At 61.6% G+C, this 19,834-nt stretch carries 20 protein-coding genes and 1 tRNA gene; 10 read left to right on the top strand and 11 right to left on the bottom strand.

The annotated features are described in order from the left end of the window. Window position 1: 1 nt before the first annotated feature. Complete coding sequence (locus SM765_RS14180; protein ID WP_065271709.1) at window positions 2-787, bottom strand: IclR family transcriptional regulator; 786 nt, start codon at window positions 785-787, stop codon at window positions 2-4. A 149-nt stretch (window positions 788-936) separates the two neighbouring features. On the opposite strand from SM765_RS14180, the gene SM765_RS14175 reads away from it, so the two are divergent. The 5 genes from SM765_RS14175 (at window position 937) to SM765_RS14155 (ending at window position 6,587) form a co-directional block, all read left to right on the top strand. Continuing rightward, the gene (locus tag SM765_RS14175; protein WP_274835617.1) at window positions 937-2,496 is read left to right on the top strand and encodes an acetate--CoA ligase; all 1,560 of its coding nucleotides are present in this window, start codon (window positions 937-939) and stop codon (window positions 2,494-2,496) included. Between the two features lie 37 nt (window positions 2,497-2,533). Further along, a complete protein-coding gene (locus SM765_RS14170; protein WP_065271707.1) occupies window positions 2,534-3,670 on the top strand; it encodes an FAS1-like dehydratase domain-containing protein in 1,137 nt (378 codons plus the stop codon). 42 nt (window positions 3,671-3,712) lie between these two features. After that, window positions 3,713-4,201 carry a TRAP transporter small permease gene (locus SM765_RS14165; protein WP_274835633.1) on the top strand — a complete coding sequence of 163 codons (489 nt, stop codon included), beginning with the start codon at window positions 3,713-3,715 and terminating at the stop codon, window positions 4,199-4,201. Window positions 4,202-4,223: 22 nt separating this feature from the next. Continuing rightward, entirely contained in the window at window positions 4,224-5,228 is a 1,005-nt protein-coding gene (locus tag SM765_RS14160; RefSeq protein WP_274838716.1) for a TRAP transporter substrate-binding protein, read from the top strand. A 69-nt stretch (window positions 5,229-5,297) separates the two neighbouring features. Further along, a complete protein-coding gene (locus SM765_RS14155; protein ID WP_065271704.1) occupies window positions 5,298-6,587 on the top strand; it encodes a TRAP transporter large permease in 1,290 nt (429 codons plus the stop codon). A 55-nt stretch (window positions 6,588-6,642) separates the two neighbouring features. On the opposite strand, the gene SM765_RS14150 is transcribed toward SM765_RS14155, so the two are convergent. Beyond that, window positions 6,643-6,719 (bottom strand) — tRNA-Pro (locus SM765_RS14150). Window positions 6,720-6,852: 133 nt separating this feature from the next. Between SM765_RS14150 and SM765_RS14145 the strand changes: the two genes are divergently transcribed. Beyond that, window positions 6,853-8,466, top strand: coding sequence for a Na/Pi cotransporter family protein (locus SM765_RS14145; protein WP_274838171.1), 1,614 nt, complete (start codon window positions 6,853-6,855; stop codon window positions 8,464-8,466). On the opposite strand, the gene leuB is transcribed toward SM765_RS14145, so the two are convergent. Together leuB and SM765_RS14135 are read right to left on the bottom strand one after the other, a co-directional pair. Continuing rightward, window positions 8,463-9,566 (bottom strand): 3-isopropylmalate dehydrogenase, encoded by a 1,104-nt coding sequence (gene leuB, locus SM765_RS14140; protein ID WP_065271702.1) that lies wholly within the window; start codon window positions 9,564-9,566, stop codon window positions 8,463-8,465. The two genes, SM765_RS14145 and leuB, sit on opposite strands and share 4 nt — an antisense overlap. A gap of 73 nt (window positions 9,567-9,639) precedes the next feature. Continuing rightward, a complete protein-coding gene (locus SM765_RS14135) occupies window positions 9,640-10,548 on the bottom strand; it encodes a LysR family transcriptional regulator (protein ID WP_274838172.1) in 909 nt (302 codons plus the stop codon). Between the two features lie 92 nt (window positions 10,549-10,640). Between SM765_RS14135 and SM765_RS14130 the strand changes: the two genes are divergently transcribed. Continuing rightward, window positions 10,641-11,555, top strand: coding sequence for a sugar nucleotide-binding protein (locus SM765_RS14130; protein WP_274838173.1), 915 nt, complete (start codon window positions 10,641-10,643; stop codon window positions 11,553-11,555). On the opposite strand, the gene SM765_RS14125 is transcribed toward SM765_RS14130, so the two are convergent. From SM765_RS14125 to SM765_RS14105, 5 genes are all read right to left on the bottom strand, one after another. Further along, window positions 11,541-12,629 (bottom strand): endonuclease/exonuclease/phosphatase family protein, encoded by a 1,089-nt coding sequence (locus SM765_RS14125; RefSeq protein WP_274838174.1) that lies wholly within the window; start codon window positions 12,627-12,629, stop codon window positions 11,541-11,543. The genes SM765_RS14130 and SM765_RS14125 overlap by 15 nt on opposite strands. Continuing rightward, a complete protein-coding gene (locus SM765_RS14120; protein ID WP_274838175.1) occupies window positions 12,626-13,459 on the bottom strand; it encodes a hypothetical protein in 834 nt (277 codons plus the stop codon). The genes SM765_RS14125 and SM765_RS14120 overlap by 4 nt, the downstream gene beginning before the upstream one ends. Before the next feature lie 434 nt (window positions 13,460-13,893). Then, a complete protein-coding gene (leuD, locus tag SM765_RS14115; RefSeq protein ID WP_065271697.1) occupies window positions 13,894-14,499 on the bottom strand; it encodes a 3-isopropylmalate dehydratase small subunit in 606 nt (201 codons plus the stop codon). A 12-nt stretch (window positions 14,500-14,511) separates the two neighbouring features. Then, window positions 14,512-15,918, bottom strand: coding sequence for a 3-isopropylmalate dehydratase large subunit (gene leuC / locus SM765_RS14110; protein ID WP_274833240.1), 1,407 nt, complete (start codon window positions 15,916-15,918; stop codon window positions 14,512-14,514). Window positions 15,919-15,971: 53 nt separating this feature from the next. Continuing rightward, window positions 15,972-16,085, bottom strand: coding sequence for an isopropylmalate isomerase (locus tag SM765_RS14105; protein ID WP_065271695.1), 114 nt, complete (start codon window positions 16,083-16,085; stop codon window positions 15,972-15,974). 123 nt (window positions 16,086-16,208) lie between these two features. On the opposite strand from SM765_RS14105, the gene SM765_RS14100 reads away from it, so the two are divergent. The 3 genes from SM765_RS14100 (at window position 16,209) to rlmH (ending at window position 18,689) form a co-directional block, all read left to right on the top strand. Continuing rightward, window positions 16,209-17,573 carry a mechanosensitive ion channel family protein gene (locus SM765_RS14100; RefSeq protein ID WP_274838176.1) on the top strand — a complete coding sequence of 455 codons (1,365 nt, stop codon included), beginning with the start codon at window positions 16,209-16,211 and terminating at the stop codon, window positions 17,571-17,573. Between the two features lie 178 nt (window positions 17,574-17,751). After that, a complete protein-coding gene (gene rsfS, locus SM765_RS14095; protein ID WP_274830456.1) occupies window positions 17,752-18,111 on the top strand; it encodes a ribosome silencing factor in 360 nt (119 codons plus the stop codon). 107 nt (window positions 18,112-18,218) lie between these two features. Then, on the top strand, window positions 18,219-18,689 hold the full coding sequence (gene rlmH, locus SM765_RS14090) for a 23S rRNA (pseudouridine(1915)-N(3))-methyltransferase RlmH (protein WP_274833243.1): 471 nt from the start codon (window positions 18,219-18,221) through the stop codon (window positions 18,687-18,689). A 9-nt stretch (window positions 18,690-18,698) separates the two neighbouring features. Here the strand turns inward: rlmH and SM765_RS14085 are convergent, their stop codons facing one another. After that, window positions 18,699-19,058 (bottom strand): hypothetical protein, encoded by a 360-nt coding sequence (locus tag SM765_RS14085; protein ID WP_274838177.1) that lies wholly within the window; start codon window positions 19,056-19,058, stop codon window positions 18,699-18,701. Window positions 19,059-19,095: 37 nt separating this feature from the next. Beyond that, a complete protein-coding gene (locus tag SM765_RS14080; RefSeq protein WP_274838178.1) occupies window positions 19,096-19,830 on the bottom strand; it encodes a DUF599 domain-containing protein in 735 nt (244 codons plus the stop codon). Between the last annotated feature and the right edge of the window lie 4 nt (window positions 19,831-19,834).

Raw genomic sequence — 19,834 nt, 5'->3', positions numbered from 1 at the left:
TCTAGCTCCTCGTTTCGATTTGCATGGCTTCGATTTTGTCGCGCAGCTTCAGCAGGGATTTCGCCAGCGAAGCGACTTGTTTGTCATCCATCCGCTCTGAAATACCGATGGCGACAAGCGAGCGGATCATCTGCCCGGCGGCGTTGAACACCGGCGCCGCGACAACCGTCACGCCCGAGATGTAGGTTCCCCTGTCCACCGCATAACCGCGCGCGCGGGTCGCCTCGACTTCGGTTAGCCAGTCTTCAAAGCTGGGCGGGTGATCCCAGACCAGTTTGTCAAAACCGCTGCGCAGCTCTTCGGGGTCGGTGACGTTGAATGCGGCAAACAGGCGGCCGGTGGCGCTGATCAGGATGGGGAAGCGGCTGCCAAGGTCGACCTGAAGTCGGAAGGGCAGGGTCGATTGCGACAGTGCGATGACCACCATCTGGGACGGTTCGGCCACCTGTGTCGCGATGGAGGTCACCCCGAATTTCTCGGATAGGCCAGAAAGCAGCGGCTGCACCAGGACCGAGAAGGTGTTCTTCTGAAGGGCTGAACGGGCCAGGGGAAGGATGCCGATTCCGATCGAATAGCGTTTGGTGTTCGAATCAAAATCGACGAGTCCCTCATCCTGAAGCACCCGCAGAATGTGCAGGCAGGTGCTGGGCACCAGTTCGAGCTCGCGGGCGATCGGATTGACGCCCACCGGTTCGTCCGAACGCGCCAAAAACCTAAGAATTGCAATGGCTCGCGTGACGGCGGGCACCTGTCTCTTGGTCGTGGTCTCTGCTGATTTTGCGGCCATTTTATACCTCTGTGACGCTTGATTTCATTGCGTATATACAATAATTATAGCGTATTGACAATAACATATCCTGATCCCTACCGTTGTCAACGAACACGGGCAGGCCGCGATGACGTGCTTGCCGGACGACGAAAGGGAGAGGATTGGCGATGCAACGCCTGACGGATTTCACATCCTACGCTGACGCGCTGACGCACTATTCGAAGGATGCGCTCTGGGCGCTCTTCGATGGGGATCGCGAGAACTTCAACATTGCGCATGAATGCGTGGACCGCCACGCAGCGGGGGATCGCACCGCGCTGCGAATTGCGCATGCCTCGGGGCAGGATGAGATCATTTCCTTTGCGGAACTGGCCAGCCGGTCCTCCCAGGTTGCGCATTATCTGGTGTCGCAGGGCGTCCAGAAAGGTGACCGTATCGCGGTCATGATCGAGCCGTCGCTGCCCTTCTACTGCGTCATGTTCGGCGCGATGAAGGCAGGTGCCGTGGCGGTTCCGATGTTCACCCTTTTTGGGCCTGACGGGATCCGCCTGCGGGTCGAGGATTGCGCGCCGAAGATCCTGTTCACCAACGCAGAGAAGGCGCCGGAAGCCGTCGAAGGTGGCGCCGAACGGGTTGTTGTCGCAGATGCAGAGTTCCTTGATGGACTGGATGGTTTTCCTGGCGAATTCGAATGCTCGACCGCAGGGAACGACCTTGCCGTCCTGCAGTACACATCCGGGACCACCCGCCTGCTGCCTGCGGCGGTGAAGCACAACCACCGCTCCATCGTGACGCTGATGGTTGCGGCGCTTTATGCAACGGGCATCCGCCCGGGCGATCGGTTCTTCTGTCCGTCCTCACCAGCCTGGGGGCATGGGTTCTGGCATGGCACGCTGGCACCGCTGGCCCTTGGCGTGTCGACCGGCACGTTCTCGGGCAAGTTTGACGCGGTACGCCTGTTGCAGGCCCTGCACGATTTCGAGATCAGCAACCTCACGGCTGCGGCGACCCATTACCGGATGATGCGCAACTCCGGCCGGGCAGAGGATTTCACCTATCATTTCGACAAGCTTTCCTTCACGGGCGAGCCGATCGACAGTGAAACCGCCGCCTATGTGGAACGTGTCTTCGGCACCAAGGTCCGCTCGATGTATGGCACCACCGAGATCGGTGTCATCATTGCCAATTATCCGGGTGCGGATGATCTGGAGGTGCGGGACGGTGCCATGGGCAAGGCCGTTCCCGGCGTCGAAGTGCAGGTCCAGCGCGACGATGGTTCGCCATGTGACCCCGGCGAGACCGGTGAACTCATGGTCAAAAAGGCGGGCACATGGTTCCCGACCAAGGATCTGGGGCGGGTCGATGAGGATGGCTATTTCTACCACGGCGGCCGGGCGGACGATGTCATCATTTCCGCAGGCTGGACCATCGGCGCGGTTGAGGTCGAGGACGCGTTGCTGAGCCATCCCGCCGTTGCCGAATGTGGTGTGATCGGCGCCCCGGATGAGCTGCGCGGTCAGGTCGTCAAGGCCTACATTATCCTGAAAACAGCGGAGACTGCCGGGCTCAAGGAAGACATCCAGGAGCATGTGCGCTCCAAGCTCGCGCGGCACGAATACCCCCGCCAGATCGAATTCGTCACCGAACTGCCAAAAACCCCGGCAGGCAAGGTGAACCGAAAAATCCTGAGAGATCAACAAGCCAGACAACTGGAAACCGCGGGCTGATCCGCGCGCACCAGACGTAATTCTAGGAGGAAAACGAATGAATGAAATGACCCGGAAATTTCCGAAGATCACCGAGGAAGGCCTTGACGATCTGCGCGAACGCGTTGGCGTAAAGATCGAAAAAACGGTCGAGCCCTGGTGCTATGAAGCGACCCGAGACAACATTCGCCACTACGCCCATGGCATTGGTGACGACAACCCGCTGTGGTGTGATCCGGACTATGCCAAGACCACCAAGTATGGCGATGTGATCGCGCTGCCCTCGTTCCTGTTCGCGACGAACCGGATCATCTCGGGCTATGTGGGTGGCCTGCCGGGCGTGCACGCGATGTGGTCGGGGGCCAACTGGAACTGGCACAAGACCATCACTCGCAACATGGAATTCCGCACCGAGGCCTACCTCAAGGATCTGGTCGAACACGACACCCGTTTCGCAGGGAAAGCCGTCCAGCAGATCTATCACGTCGATTTCTATGACACTGCGACGGGCGATCTTGTGGCGGATGCTGACAGCTGGTGCTTCCGCACCGACCGTGATCAGGCGCGCGAGAATGGCACCAAATATACAGAAGCCAAGGAGAAGGGCCGCCGTGTCTGGACCGAGGCCGAACTGCAAGAATACTACAAGTATTACGAGCAGGAAGAAATCCGCGGCGCCGAGACCCGTTATTGGGATGACGTTGCCGAAGGCACCGAGCTGCCGACCATGGTCAAGGGGCCGATGACGGCCACCGGCTTCATCGCCTATGCGCAGGGTTGGGGCGGTCTTTACATCCGGGCCAACAAGCTGGCCTGGCAGTTGCAGCAGAAACACCCGAGCGCTGGTCCGAAGAACCGCTACGGCATTCCCGATTGCCCCGAACGGGTTCACTGGGAAGAGGAATTCGCGCTCGAAGTTGGTGCGCCCGGCGCCTATGACTATGGTCCCGAGCGGACGTCCTGGCTGACACATCAGATCACCAACTGGATGGGCGATGATGGGTTCCTGCGGCAGGCGAAATGCCAGGTGCGTCGGCACAACCCCGAAGGCGACATCATCCTGATCCACGGCACCGTCATTCGCAAGTATGAGGAAGATGGTCGCTATCTGCTTGAAATCCAGCAACGTGCAGAACAGCAGGATGGCGAAATGTCCGCCATGGGCTCTGCAATCGTCGAGCTGCCCAAGCGTTAAGCCTGGGCGCTCGCGTCAACCAGAAGGGAGGCTGGTTTGACCATGATCGAACGCACGCTGAGAAAAATCGAGGACACCCTGCATCTTGCCGGGTGCCTCGCCCTGGTCGCCGTAGCGGTCTTGATCAACGCAGATATCTTGTTGCGTTTGATCGCGAACCGCCCGGTCCAGATCCAGTTTGAACTGACCGAACTCTACCTGATGCCTGCGCTGGCGACCCTGTCGCTGTCGCGGGTGTTCCGGGACGGTGGTCATCTCGCCCTGGATTTTGGCCCAGAGACCCTCCCCGGTCTTTGGGGAACGCTGCTGGCAAAGGCGCGTTTGCTTCTGCCTGCCGCCTTCTTTGCCGCGATCACCTTCATGTCTGCGAAATTTGCCTGGGGTGCCTTTGCGCATCACGAGGTTGAGTATGGCGTGATCGACTGGCCGCTCGGGTGGGCCTATGCCGTCGCACCTCTTGGGTGCGGTGTGCTGGTCCTGCGGCTGATCCATGATGTGTTCCGTCCTGCGGAGCCAGATCTCACCCGATAAACCAACAATGGGAGGAAACGAAATGAAGACCTTGAAGAAGATCACTGCGGTTTCCGCGATCATCGCTCTGGGCATGACCGCAACAGCCGGTATTGCCGAGACGCTGCGCCTTGGGGATTTCCAGTCGACCAGCCATATCGTGTCGATCGAGGGCACCACGCGCTGGATGGCAGCGGTGGAAGAGGCCACCGGAGGTGCGGTCTCGTTCCAGCATTTCCCGTCGCAGCAGGCGGCAAAATCCAAGGCACAGCTGGATGCCGTGAACAACGGTATTCTCGACGCGGCGCTTCTGGGCACGCTTTATCACGCGGAATCCCTGCCGCTGAATTCGGTGGTCGGCTTGCCGGGGTTCTACAGCTCGGCCCAGCAGGGTACAAAGGCGCTTCAGGCGATGCTGAAGGAGGGACCGCTGCGCGAGGAACTGCTGGCGGCAGGTGTCACGCCGATCTTCGGTTTCGTGCTGCCCCCCTATCAGGTGCTTGCCAAGAAACGGCTTGGTCTGGCGGAAGACTGGAAGGCGCTGGATATCCGGACGTCTGGCTCGACACAGGCGATGACGGCCCGCTCCATGGGTGCAGTGGGTATCTCGATCCCGGGGCCAGAGGTCTACACGGCGGTAGAACGCGGACGGCTCGACGCGGTTCTGTTCCCTCTGGCATCGGTGCCGGGCTACAAGCTCAACGAGGTGGTGAGTCATATTTCCACCAACGGATCCTTCGGCGGCTATAGCTTTGTAATGGTCGTACGCAGTGACCTGTTCAAAGACCTTCCCGAGGATGTGCAGGCCAAGATGCTGGAGCTGGGCGCAGAGACGGCCATGCATGTGGCAAAGGCGCAGGATGACTCGGTCGAAGGTCTTGTCACTCAGTGGAAGGACGAAGGAATCGACACCTACACGTTCTCTGACGCGGAACTGGCAAGCCTCACCGAAAGCATGAAACTGGTTGGCCAGGACTGGCTGGAGCGGATCAATTCGGATGGCGCAGAGGCGGTTCTCGAAAACTATCGTGCCCTGACTTCGAAGTAAGCCCGACAAAGACTGAAACGATCCGGGCGCCCATTCGGCTGCCCGGATCCTGAAGACAGAGCCGCGAACATGATCACTTTCCTCGCCCTTCTTTGCCTGCTGGCCCTATTCATGGTGTTCCGGATGCCGATCGCATTCGCCATGGGGTTGGTTGGCTTCATCGGACTTGCCCTGCAATTGGGATGGCGCCCTGCATTCGCTGTGCTGGAACGCATCTTCTTTGACAGCTCGTCCTCGTTCATTCTGGTGGCGATCCCGCTGTTCATCCTCATGGCAGAGCTTTTGACCTCGGGCGATGTGACGCGCCGCGCGATCCATGCCTGCCAGTGCTGGATCGGCCATGTCAAAGGCGGCCTTGCGATGGCAACCGTGGCCTCCTCCGTCCTGCTGGCGGCGTTGGTGGGCAGTTCGACCGCATCAACTGCGGCAATGGCCGCATCGGCCTTTCCAGAGATGCGTAACCATAACTACGCTGACCGTCTGGCGGCGGCCGTGGTCAGTGTAGGGGGCACGCTTGCCGTGGTGGTGCCGCCGTCCATCGTGCTGGTTGTCTATGGCGTCCTCACGGAAACCTCGATCGGGCAGCTGTTCATTGCCGGCATCGTGCCGGGATTGCTGACGGCATCGGGTCTGGCCCTGGTGATCAAGATCATCGCGACACGTACGGATCAGGCGCCCAAAGGGGATCCGTTCCAGCTGGGCAAGGCGGTCAAGGCCAGCCGTCACGTGATCCCGATGGGGTTGCTCATGGTCGGCGTCATCGGTGCCATTTACGGCGGTGTCGCCTCTCCGTCCGAGGCAGCGGCGCTTGGCGTGATGGGATCGCTCATCATTGTTCTTGTGCAGCGCAGCATAACCTTTGTCGGCCTGAGCACATCTGTGTCCGCGGCCATCCGGGCGACCGTCATGATCGTTGCCATCGTCACCTGTTCGGCGATCTTCGCGAATTATCTGGCCTTCACGCGGATCACCCATGCGCTTTTGGAATTCGCATCGACCACGGATCTGCCGCGTGCAGCGATTCTGGCCTTCATGGTACTGATCCTGCTGGTTATGGGTATGTTTATGGACCAGCTGGCGATCCTGTCCCTTGCGATGCCACTGGCGTTTCCGACCGCGATGGCGCTGGGCTATGATCCCGTCTGGTTCGGGATCGTGGTGACAAAGACGGTCGAGATCGGGCTACTGACGCCACCGCTTGGCCTGAACGCCTATGTTGCCTCGGCCCAAACTGGGGTTGCGCTGGGCACTATTTTCCGGGGCATCGTGCCGTTCCTTCTGATGGAACTCGTGGTGCTGGTGGTACTGCTGTGCTTTCCGGAGATCACGCTCTGGCTGCCATCTCTGATGCTTGGCTGACCCAAGCACATATGACGAGAAACAACAAAGGCGCCCATGGGGCGCCTTGCTTTATTGGTCGGAGTGAGAGGATTCGAACCTCCGGCCCCTGCCTCCCGAAGACAGTGCTCTACCAGGCTGAGCTACACTCCGACCGTGGCGCGGGATTATACCCGGCGCGCGGGTTTTGCAAGCCGATTTGTCATGCTTTTTTGCAATGAACGCGGATTGTGAAAACTTGCGTCCCGCGCGGCAGGGCGCCATCCTTGGGAAAAACGAGGCTGACATGTCAGCAGACTATCTCACGGTGCTTGGCGGCATCGGTATGTTCCTTGTGGGAATGAAGATCATGACGGCGGCGCTGCGGGACGCGGCCGGTTCAAATTTGCGGGACATCCTGACCCGGTTCACCACAACGCCGCTGCGCGGGGTCATGACCGGGACGCTGTCGACAGCGGTGATTCAATCCTCCAGCGCGACCACTGTCATGACGGTTGGGTTTGTCGGGGCGGGGTTGTTGACCATGCCGCAGGCGCTGGGGGTGATCTATGGCGCCAATATCGGCACCACGGCCACCGGTTGGCTGGTCTCCCTGCTGGGGTTCAAGCTGAAACTGGGCAGCGTGGCGATGGCCGGTCTGCTGTTTGCAGGTCTGGCGGATTTGCTGGGGCGCGGCGCGGTGGCACGGGCCGGGCGGATGGTATCGGGCCTGTGCCTGCTGTTGATCGGGCTTGATCTGATGCAGGTGGGCATGGCCGGTGCCTCCGACCTGGTGACGCCACAAATGCTGCCGGGGGATACCTTCGGGGGGCTGGTCTTGCTGGTGGGGCTGGGTGCCGGGTTGACCATCGTGATGCAGTCATCCTCGGCGGCAATGGCGCTGGCACTGGTGATGGTGCAGGGCGGTGCCCTGCCGCTGGAGCAGGCGCTGGCCATCGTGATCGGGATGAATGTCGGCACCACGTTCACCGCAATTCTCGCCTCGGTCGGCGGTTCGCGCCCGATGCGGCAGACGGCGCTGGCCAATCTGTTCTTCAACGTGGCGACCTCGGTCGTGGCCTTTGCCGCGCTTCTGTCCGGCGCAGCGTGGCTGCCGGTGCTGGAACAGGCAACCGGGGCGGTGACGACAGTCCTGATCTTTCACATGGGGTTCAACATCGTCGGGACCGCGATGTTCCTGCCGATAACTCAGCAATTTGCCGCCATGGTCGCGCGGCTGGTGCCGGACCATCCCGCTGCGCCGCTGATCGATCTGGACCGGGCCCTGTTGCAGGATCCAGGGCTTTCCCTTGTCGCAGGGGAGGCCGCCACGGCCACCATATCCCAGCGTCTGAATGCTGCCCTGGCCGCCGCGCTGCGCGATCCGCCGGATTACCGGCCCCTGTCGGCGCTGCAATCCGCGCAGGAGGCTTTGCAGGAATTGTCGGAATTTCTGGCGGATATCCGTCTGTCCGAAGGGCGCGAAGATCAGGAGCGTGCCTATGCGGCGCTGCTGCATCAGACCGACCACCTGATGCGCCTTATGGCGCGGAGCGGGCAGAAAGGGCGGGCAGCGACCCTGTCAGAGGATCCGATGCTGCGACGTCCGGCGCAGGCCATGGGGCTTGCCTTGGCGCAGCTTGCTGAAGGGCGCGCAGAGGAGGAGAAGACGGTGGCCCGCCTGGGGCGGCTGTATGACCTGATCGAGCTGCGCACCAAACGCCACCGGCGCGCGCTGCTGCTGGGAGAACACGCTGGTATCTACAGTCTGTCGGATGTGTTTTCCCATACCGATGCGATGCGCTGGATGCAGCGCTGCCTGCATCATGCCGAACGGATCGCGTATTACGGCGGGGTTGCGCGCGGGGCGCTGGCTGCGGCGAAAGATCCCGCCGCAGCCGAAAACAGCGACGCGCCTTAGAGGCTGGCGTCGAGAGCTGCGACGATGGCGTCGCCCATTTCGCTGGTCGAGACCGGCGTGACGCCTTCTTCGCCCAGAAGGTCTGCGGTGCGCACACCATCGGCCAGAACCTTTTCGACAGCGGCTTCGAGCCGATCAGCCTCTTCGCCCATGTCGAAAGAATAGCGCAGCGCCATGGCAAAGCTGAGGATACAGGCGATCGGGTTCGCCTTGCCCTGACCGGCGATGTCAGGGGCAGAGCCGTGCACCGGCTCATAGAGCGCCTTGGGACGACCGTTGGCCATCGGTTTGCCGAGGCTGGCCGAGGGCAGCATGCCCAAAGAGCCGGTCAGCATCGCCGCGGCGTCGGACAGAAGGTCGCCAAACAGGTTGTCGGTGACGATCACGTCGAACTGCTTGGGCCAGCGGCACAGCTGCATGGCGCCGGCGTCGGCGTACATGTGGCTGAGCTCGACCTCGGGGTATTCCTTGCCAACCTCGGTCACCACTTCGCGCCACAGAATGCCGGATTCCATGACGTTGGCCTTTTCCATCGAGCAGAGCTTCTTGTCGCGTTTCATCGCCAGTTCGAAGGCGGAGCGTGCGACGCGGTCGATCTCGCTCTCGGTGTAGCGCTGGGTGTTGATACCGACGCGCTCGTTGCCTTCCTCGATGATGCCGCGCGGCTCACCAAAGTAGATGCCAGAGGTCAGTTCGCGCACGATCATGATGTCGAGGCCCGCGACGACGTCCTTTTTCAGGGACGAGAAATCCGCCAGCGCGTCAAAGCACTGCGCAGGGCGCAGGTTGGCGTAAAGGTCCATCTCCTTGCGCAGGCGCAACAGGCCGCGTTCCGGTTTGACCGAGAAATCCAGCACGTCGTATTTCGGGCCGCCCACCGCGCCCAAGAGGACGGCGTCGACTTCCTGTGCCTTGGCCATGGTGTCGTCATGCAGCGGGGTGCCGTGCTTGTCATAGGCGGCACCGCCGACCAGATCCTCGCTCACATCGAACTGAATGTCGCGCTTGTCACCGTACCAGCCGATGACCTTGCGGACCTCGCCCATGACCTCGGGGCCGATGCCGTCTCCGGGCAGAATCAGAATCGATGGGTTGGACATGCGCTTCCTCCTTGAAATAGCTGGAATTGGGGTACTCTGCACCGCGGGCAGGGTCAATAACGCGGCCTTGAATTTAAGGGGTCGGAGGGCGCTTTGCAGCCTTTTCCAGCCCGGTGGCCAGCATATCCCAGACCCGCCTGATCCGTGGGGTCTGCCGCATGCTGGCATGGGCCGCCAGCCAGACCGGCAGGGGAGGTATGTGAATGTCCAGATCCAGCTCTTCCACCTCGGGGTCCAGATGGGCGACACCGCATTGCGAAAACCCGATCCCGCAGCCCGCCCGCAAGAGCTGCCAGTAGGCGGATTGGTTGTCACAGCGGACAGCAAAGTGATGCCTGTCCGCGTGGATGCCCATTGCCCGCATGGTGCGCAGGATCAGATCGTCGTCGTCATAGCCGATGAGATCATGGCTCCAGAGGCTTTGCAGATCTGTTGGCCGTCCGCGGCGGTCCAGATACCGTTTGGCGGCAAAGGCCCCGAGCGGCAGGTCCGTGATGTGGCGGGTCACAATATCAAGCTGGGTCGGGCGGTACATCCGCACGGCGATATCGGCGGCGCGAAACACCAGGTTTTCCGAGGCATCGCTGGGCACCAGTTCCAGTTCGATCTGCGGCAGCGCAGCGCGGATATCAGCAAGGATCTGCGGCAAGATGTAATGTGAGGCAAAGATGCTGGCGGTGATGCGCACGGTGCCCTTCAGATCCTGCGATTGGCCCGCCGCGGTCAGGCCGATCGCGTGCATGCGGGCGTGAATGTCCTGCGCCATCGGCAGCAATGCTTCGCCTTCCGGGCTTAGGTGTAGGCCGCGCGGATGGCGGTTGAACAGCCGCTGCCCAAGCTGCTCTTCGAGGGTCTGAATATGGCGGCCCATGGTGGGCTGGCTGCGCCCCAGCTGCGCGGCCGCCGCCGAGAGCGAGCCGGTTTCGGCCACGGCAAGGAAGCTCTGGATCAGGGACCAGTCGCTGAGTGTCGTTTTGTCCATTCAATATTGAATGGCAGATCTGAAACTTTATGCAATTGGTATATTTTTGTGAATGGATACATTGAGCCTGTCCACGATGGAAGGAACAGATCATGACACGGAAGGTTCTCATTCTCGGCGCCTCTGGACGGTTCGGCCGTGCTTGCGCCCATGCCTTTGAACAGGCGGGGGCCGAGATCACCCGCTTTGATCGCAAACGGGACAATCTGATGCAGTCGGCGCAGGGCAAGGATGTGATCGTTGCGGCCTGGAACCCGGCCTATCCCGACTGGGCGGCGCAGGTGCCGGATCTGCACGCAAAGATCATCGCGGCGGCCAAGGCCAGCGGCGCCACGGTGATTGTGCCGGGCAATGTCTATGTCTTTGGTGCCAGCACACCGTCGCCCTGGTCCGAACGCTCGCCCCATCGAGCCGAAAATCCCTTGGGCCGCATCCGCATCGCGATGGAGAACGCCTACCGGACTTCTGGCGTACGGACCATCGTTCTGAGAGCAGGTGATTTTCTGGATACCGCACAGTCGGGCAATTGGTTTGACGCGGTGATGACGGCGAAACTGGCAAAGGGCCGGTTCGTCTATCCTGGTAACCCGGATCTGCAGCATGCCTGGGCCTTTCTGCCGGATCTGGCGCGGGCTGCCGTTGCACTGACTGCGCGCGGGGATGAATTGCCGGTCTATCTGGATGTGCCGTTTCCGGGCTACACCCTCACGGGGCGAGAGCTGTTTGCGGCAGTGAATGAGAGCCTGAACAAACCGGTCGCGCTGAAAGGCATGTCATGGTGGCCATTAAGGCTGGCGGCCCCGGTCTGGCCGTTGGGGCGCTGCCTGCTGGAGATGCGCTACCTCTGGAATACGGCGCACCGGCTGGACGGCAGCGTGTTGCGGAACCTCCTCCCAGATTTTCAGGAAACGCCACTGGCCGAGGCGATATCGCGAGCGCTGCCTGCTGCCTATGTGAAAAAGAGGCTTGATCAGGATCTTCGTTCCCGCCGCTTAGTCGGAACCTGAAGGATCCGGTCTTGGCAGTTCAATATCAACCCAGACCAGCCGGTGACGGCTGGCGCGGGAGGCGCTGTCGGTGCCCGGGAGGGACCAGAGCACCCCTGCATCTGCCACCGGCAGATTGACCGAGGGGAGGATATAGTCGACCCGCATCTGCCCGGCGCTGTCCCACTCCACCGTGTTGAGGCCCGCCTCGGCACTGGTGGGGCGAGGGTCCTGAAGTCTGGGATCGTCCAATAGCTGACGGATTGCGGCTTTGATGCCCGCGCCTTTGCCGGGGTCCAGATTGGCGCCGCCAGCGATCACGAACTGGCGCAGATCCGCCGGGTGGAATGGTTCGGGCAGGCGGCCATCCAGCAACAGCTGCCACAGACGGATTTCGTCGTGGTTGCGGCGGCCATTGCGGTCTTCCGGTCCATCAAACACCGGTGGTCCCGCCTGAAAGGTCAGCAAATCCAGCCGCGCTCCACCGGGCAGGCGTAGTGGAACCACCCAATGGGCGGTGGAGGATAGCCGCTGCACCGCCTGTGCCGTGGCCGACGGGAAGGGGCTGCCGTCCGCGTTTTGTGGCAGCAACGCACCGGGCAGGTCGCGCCACAGCATCGGCGAAAGGTCGAGAACCTCAGCCGTGTCGATGGGGATACGGGACAGGACGGCGATTCCGCCGCGGCCGGTGAAATCGCCATAGCCCTGGGAATCCCCCGGGCCACCCAGACGTCCATCACCATCCAGATCCAGACCCGTGGGAAGGCCAGCATTCGGTGCGGCGGCAAACAGATAGGGGAAAGGATGCCCGGCGAGTGCCAGATGGCGCTCCAGCGCCCGAAGGGTCCGGTTGTAATAATCCCAGTCAATACCCTGCAAGGTCAGAACATCAGGCTTTGCCGCCAGGATGACGTCGATCACGGCGGCGATCTGCGGGTCCTCTCCGCGCTCGATATCGCGTAGCAGCAGGCCGGGACCCTTGCGGAACAGTTCGGTATTGAAGGTCGCAATCCGCAACGTATCAGCCTCTGCGGGCAGGAACAGAGACAGCAAAAGGAAGGCGCCGGACAGAATAAGACCGGCGCGGCCTCTCATGCGGTTTGCAGAGTCTCGGGATCGGCATAGGCGGCGCGGCGGCGCTGGGCGATCAACTCGGCCACCCGCAGCAGCGCCAGCCCGCGCATGATCATCGAGGCTGGGACAAAGGCCCAGGCGCTGACCGTCCAGACCAGATTCTGCGGTGCGGCAAACACCGCGGGGTCAATAATCCCCGAGGCCAGTTTGATGGCCGCCGGAATGGCAAAGGGCAGCAGCGCGCCGATCACCATGTTGACGCGTCCGTCCCGTTGCAGCCGGATCACCACATCGCCGCCCGTGGTGGGATCGAACAGCGGCAAGTTAACCCAGACGTTGAAGGCGCCGTTGCCCAGCGGCCAGTTCCCGATGCGGACCGCCAGCGCAAAGGTTATGATGCTGAGCGCCGCGACCAGATAGCTGATCCCGGCTGCCGAGCGAACCGCCAGAACCGTTGCGTCGGGCACATCGGCGGGCATCATCAGGGTGGTCAACTGCACCGGGGAGTAGGCAAAATCCATCCCGGCGCCCAGTCGCGCAGCCACTTCATGCACCAATGCGGTCAGACCGGTCGGGTCCAGCGGATGGCGGGCGAGCAGGCTAAGCAGCCCGACCATGGCAAAGAGGGAAAGGAACCGCATCCGGTTCAGCGGCGGTGCCTGACGGAATTCGACAAAGCTGGGAAAGCTGGAGAAATATTCGGCAAAGGTAAGGGTGCCACCCAGAAGCGCCATGAAGACGATAATCTCGGGGGACTCGGTGGCCGATACCGGCAGCAGCAAGGACGGCATCGCGATCAGCAATGCCACCAATACGCCGCGGGTTGCCGCGCCTATGATGCGTGCAAACACTACGATCTGTTCCCTTCAACCTGGACTGGCCGGTGCTTTGCCGTGCCTTTGTTCCAACTTGTGCCCCGGATCTGCGTCCAGGAGTCTGCCTCAATTCTGCCCTATTTCTGCACGCTGGAGGAAAACCGCTCAAGGGTTCTGAAACAGAATCGACCGTACGGGTGGCTGTTCGGGCCGGAACTGGTGCCGGAATACATCAATAGATGCTTTCTGTTTCAGCATCTTGTAGGCCGATATACCAGATTTAGGGGAAGCGGCTGGGTCAACCGCAAGCCGTCATGACGGGGTCAGCCTGCGATTGCGCGGGCCGCGAGAATCTTAGGGAATATGTCTCAATTGTGGCGCGGTGCCGCAAATGGGGCTGTGCTGGAACAAAGAAAGCCGCCCGGAACGGGCGGCTTTCAAATGTGTCAGAATGGCAATGCCGGAAAGGATCAGACCCAGGGCCGTTCCTGGGCCATCTTGTTTTCGAAGGCCTCGATCGCTCCGGCTTTCTCCATGGTCAGCCCGATATCGTCGAGACCGTTCAGAAGGCAGTGCTTCTTGAAGGCATCGACGTCGAACTTGATCACTTCGCCGTCCGAAGTGGTGATTTCCTGCGCTTCCAGATCCACGGTCATGCGGGCATTGGCGCCCTTTTCCGCGTCCTTCATCAGGATATCGACCTGCTCTTGCGGCAGCACGATCGGCAGGATGCCGTTCTTGAAGCAGTTGTTGAAGAAGATGTCGGCAAAGGAGGTGGAGATGACACATTTGATGCCGAAATCCGCAATCGCCCAGGGCGCGTGTTCGCGGGAGGAGCCGCAGCCGAAGTTATCGCCCGCAACCAGGATCTCGGCGTTGCGATACTGCGGCTTGTTCAACACGAAATCGGGGATTTCGCTGCCGTCGCGGTTATAGCGCATCTCGTCGAACAGGTTCTTGCCGAACCCGGTCCGCTGGATCGATTTCAGGAACACCTTGGGGATGATCATGTCGGTGTCGATGTTGACCAGCGGCATGGGCGCGGCGATACCGGTGAGCTTTTCAAACTTTTCCATCGTGCTGGCTCCTTACATCAAATCACGGACATCGGTCAGATGACCGGTGATGGCAGCGGCGGCGGCCATGGCCGGGCTGACCAGGTGAGTACGGCCCTTGTAGCCCTGACGCCCCTCGAAGTTGCGGTTCGAGGTGGCGGCGCAGCGCTCGCCCTCGGACAGCTGGTCGGGGTTCATCGCCAGGCACATGGAGCAGCCCGCAAGGCGCCATTCGAAACCGGCGTCCTTGAAGATCTCGGCAAGGCCTTCTTCCTCGGCCTGCGCACGAACCAGACCCGAGCCGGGCACGATCATGGCGCGCATGCCGTCCTTGATCTTCTTGCCTTTGACCACTTCGGCCACGGCGCGCAGATCCTCGATCCGGCCATTGGTGCAGGAGCCGATGAAGACGGTGTCGATCTCGATGTCGGTCAGTTTCTGACCGGGGGTGAGCCCCATGTACTCGATCGAGCGGCGCGCCGCCTCGACCTTGCCGCCTTCGAACTCTTCGGGGGAGGGCACGACGCCGGTGATCGGCAACACGTCCTCGGGCGAGGTGCCCCAGGTCACCACGGGCTGGATGTCTTCGCCTTTGAGCGTCACGACCTTGTCGAAATGCGCGCCTTCGTCGGTGTAAAGCGTCTTCCACCAGTCCATCGCGGCTTCCCACTGGGCGCCTTTCGGGGCGTGCGGGCGGCCTTTGACATATTCGAACGTGGTTTCATCCGGCGCGATCAGGCCCGCGCGGGCGCCGCCTTCGATGGCCATGTTGCAGACGGTCATGCGGCCTTCCATCGACAGATCGCGGATCGCTTCACCGCAATATTCGATGACATAGCCGGTGCCGCCGGCGGTGCCGGTCTCACCGATCACCGCAAGGGTGATGTCCTTGGCGGTGACGCCCGGCTTCAGCTTGCCGGTGATCTCCACCTTCATGTTCTTGGATTTCTTCTGGATCAGCGTCTGGGTGGCCAGAACGTGTTCGACCTCGGAGGTGCCGATACCATGCGCCAGCGCGCCGAATGCGCCGTGGGTCGCCGTGTGGCTGTCACCGCAGACCACGGTCATGCCGGGCAGGGTCCAGCCTTGCTCGGGGCCGACGATGTGCACGATACCCTGACGAATGTCGCTGACCGGGTAATAGTGCACGCCAAATTCCTTGGCGTTCTTGTCGAGCGCCGCGACCTGGATGCGGCTTTCCTCGGTCATCTGGGCCGGATCCTCGCGGCCTGCCGTGGTGGGCACGTTATGGTCCGGCACGGCGATGGTTTTATCCGGGGAATGCACGGTGCGGCCCGCCATGCGCAGCCCCTCAAAGGCCTGCGGGCTGGTTACTTCGTGAACCAGGTGGCGGTCGATATAAAGCAGGCAGGTGCCGTCCTCTGCTTCATGCGCAAGATGCGCATCCCAGATTTTGTCATAGAGTGTTTTGGGGGACATGGGTCCTCTCCCGTTCTGTATTGGAATAGCTGGCTTTGGGCTGGGCTGCAGCCTTATAGGCGCGCCAGGACCGTGCGGGCGGCGCCATAGAACCGTTCGCGCAGGCGTGCGCGGTCTTGCAGTTCGATTTTCTGGGCCAATACGAAGGTCATGCCTGTCAGATACATCCGCCCCGCCTGACAATCAAGGTTCGAGCAGTGCGGTTCGAAAGGGCGCCGCCCAATCCCGGCTGCGCGGTTTTCCTTGCAACCTCATTGCGGCCGACGCCATGCTGGGCGGTGGAGGTCCCCATGAAACAAGAGCAGTTGCCTGAGACATTGATCGAATTTCTGGTGTCGCTGTGGAACAAAGTCTGGATGCTGTCGGAGCAGTTCCTGACCCCGGGCTGGCGACAGTATCAGATGCTGATCGTTGGCGGGCTGGTGATTCTGGCTTATCTGCTACGTCTTTTGACCAAAACGCAGTGGGACAATTGGGGGCATCGCCGCACCGGCTGGCCAAAGTGGCGGCTGCGGGCGCTGATTCATATGATCCGGCGGCTGACGCTGATTTACTTCATCGTCTTGTCCTGGGCGGCCTACCTGCTGATGCAGAATGTGACCTGGCCGTCGCGCAGTTACCTGATCGGGATCGCGGCGACCCTGGCCACGGCCTGGCTGGTGATCGGGATCATCGCTCGGCTGGTGCGCAATCACACGCTGCGGCGGCTGTTCACATGGTCCCTGTGGATCTACGCGACGCTAGTGGCGCTGAACCTTGTCGATGACGTAGCAGAGTTTCTGGACAGCGTTGCGATCACATTTGGCGCCATGCACCTGTCGATGCTCGCGGTTCTGAAGGCGCTGATGCTGGCGGCGGTGCTGCTGACGCTGGCACGTTTCGGCTCTAACGCGGCGGGCAAGGGGCTGAAGGGCAACAGCGATATCTCTCCTTCGATGCAGGTGCTGATCGGCAAGGCCATCCAGCTGGCCCTCTATGGGCTGGCAATCATTATCAGCATCCGCGCCATCGGCTTCGACCTGACCGGGCTGGCCGTCCTGTCCGGTGCGGTTGGTGTTGGCATCGGTTTCGGTCTGCAGAAGGTGGTGTCCAATCTTGTGTCGGGCATCATCATCCTGATGGATCGCTCGATCAAGCCGGGGGATGTGATCTCGCTCGGGGAGACCTTCGGCTGGATCAATGCGCTGGGTGCGCGCTATGTCTCTGTTGTGACGCGGGACGGGCGCGAATACCTGATCCCGAACGAGGATCTGATCACCTCGCAGGTGGTGAACTGGTCCCATTCTGACCGCTACGTGCGGCTCGATATCAATTTCGGTACCGGCTATGGCGATGATCCGCATCAGGTGCGCCGGGTGGCCATTGCCGCTGCGCGTTCGGTGAACCGGGTGCTGTCCACCCCCGGCAAGGCGCCGGTCTGTCACATCATCGGCTTTGGCGACAGCAGCGTCGATTATGTGCTGCGGTTCTGGATCAGCGATCCCACGGCGGGGCTGACCAATATCCGGGGCAATGTGTTTCTTGCCCTCTGGGACGCCTTTCAGGCTGAAGGCATATCGATTCCCTTCCCGCAGCGCGAAGTTCGGGTTTTGAATACTCCGCTGGAAATCTCAGAGCCGGTAGAAGAGCCCGCGCCAGAGGCGCCAAAGGGTTGAAAAAGAGTGCGCATATGCCATCGCGGCAATGCAGCGAAGCTTCATTGAAAAAAGGCCCCTGTCTTGCTACATTTAACGCAGCCCCGGCGCCGGGGGTGTTTCGGCGCGCAGCAAGGAGGACACTGTCCTGTCACCCGAACCCCAAGCGGCAGTTGCCGCTGTTAATGAGGCAGCCCCTATGCCTGCCAAGACTCGACCCACCAGCGAGGTGCTGCTGGAGCGGATCCTGACCTCTCTGGATGATGACAAGGCCGAAGATGTTGTGCAGATCGATCTGCGCGGCAAAACGGCCATTGGCGACTTCATGGTCATCGCTTCCGGTCGCTCAACCCGTCAGGTTGCGGCCATGGCCGAAAAGCTGACCGACCGGCTGAAGCAGGACTACGGCATCATCAGCAAGGTCGAGGGCAAGGACGCCGGCGACTGGGTGCTGATCGATACCGGCGACGTGATCGTCCATATCTTCCGCCCCGAAGTGCGCGAGTTCTATCAGCTGGAAAAGATGTGGGTGCCCGGCGCGGGCGCGACCAGCAGCTGATTTTGGAAACGGGGGCGGCTGCCCACGACCAGCAGGGTCGGCGGCGCCCCGAAAGACCTGCTTGTGATTTCCTTGGCTGAGATCGACAGGCGGGCGGGATCCCTCTTATGCGTGTACATATCTGCGCGGTCGGGCGGCTCCGCTCCGGCCCGGAAAAATCCCTGATCGACGACTATCTGACACGGTTCGACCGCACCGGCCGCGCCTTAGGCCTTGGGCCTGCGCGGGTGGTCGAGGTTGAGGACAAGAAGAACCTCGGCATGTCCGCCGAGGCGGATCTGCTGCGCAAGGCGCTGCCCAAGGGCGCGCTGATCTGCACCCTGGATGAACGGGGCAAGCTGCTGTCCTCGCCCGATTTTGCGGGCAAGATGGCAGACTGGCGCGACAGTGGGCGACAGGATCTGGCGCTGATCATTGGCGGCGCCGATGGCATCGATCCCAGCCTGCGCGCAGAGGCGGATTTTTCGATCTCATTTGGCAAGATGGTCTGGCCGCATATGCTGGTCAGGGTGATGCTGGCCGAGCAGATCTACCGCGCCGCAACAATTCTGTCCGGCAGCCCCTATCACAGAACCTGACGGGGTGGGTCAGGGCAGGGTCAGGCGAAAGCTTTCGTCGCTCCAGCCATCCACGATGCAGCGCGCCTGAAGGGTGACATGCCGGGTGCCCTCCGGGATTTCGATGCCGCTCAGGCTGCGGGTGAAGGGCTGTTCGTTCACATGCGGATGCGCCAACACCCGCAGACCCAGTTCGCGGCCATTCTCATCCAGCACGCGCCAGCCATCGGCATAGTGCTCCCATCCCGTATCGGCATGGGACAGCGTCACGCTGATCGTCCAGCTGCTGCCGTTCTGGTGGGCGGTGGCACCTTCGATTCGGGGTGCCTCGGCGAGGGCGGGAGAAGCCGCGCTCAGCGCGCAAAGCAGGGAGATCAGAGCAGGTTTCATGAAATGCATCTTAGTCCGGTCGCGGCTGGGTGCGGAATCACGAGGATGTGTTGCCCGCATCCTGTCTCCGCGTCTCGGGCGGAATGCGCAACAGCACGCTGCGGGACTGCGATGCGAATTCGCGCCGGTAAAGCACCGCCAAAGTGATCAGCGTGGCCAGGATCAGCGGGATCGCCCCCGCCAGCCACGCAGCCGAGGCCAGCGCGAAATAGGTGCAGCGCATGCCTCGGTTGAAACTGCGCGCTGCGGTGATCGACAGATCCGCCGCCTGCGCCGCGCGGGGCAGGGCCAGTGGCTCAGCGGGATCATTGGGCACCGCTGCCATCAGCACCGAGCAATAACCGAACAACCGGTGCGCCCAGACGTACTTCAAAAAGGCATTGGCCAGAAACAGCAGCACTGTCAGGATCTTCACCTCCCAGACAAAGGCGGGCGCGCTGTCCTGAATCAGATCCTCGGCAACGCCGGCCAGCTGTTCGGTATTGCCGATCAGCGCCAGTCCTCCGCCCATTGCGATCATCGAGGCCGAGGCAAAGAACGTCGTGCCTTGCCGTAGGCCACTGATCAGCTGCGCGTCGAACATGCGCGGCTGGCGGGTCACCATCTGCACCATCCAGTCGCGCCGGAAATCCGCCATCAGGTAGGACACCGAAGGCTTGCCAGCCGCCGGGTTCTCGATCCGCCAGCCGATCCAGATCCAGCCCGCGACAATCAGCGTTAACGCGGCAAAATCCAGGGTCGAAAACAGGGCGATACGGTCAATCCAGATCATGCCG

It is taken from the genome of Pseudophaeobacter sp. 1A09344, from assembly GCF_041008745.1.
GTDB lineage: Bacteria > Pseudomonadota > Alphaproteobacteria > Rhodobacterales > Rhodobacteraceae > Phycobacter > Phycobacter gallaeciensis_A.
The sequence above is the reverse complement of the archived record's forward strand: the minus strand, read 5'-3'. Positions and strand labels throughout refer to the sequence as shown.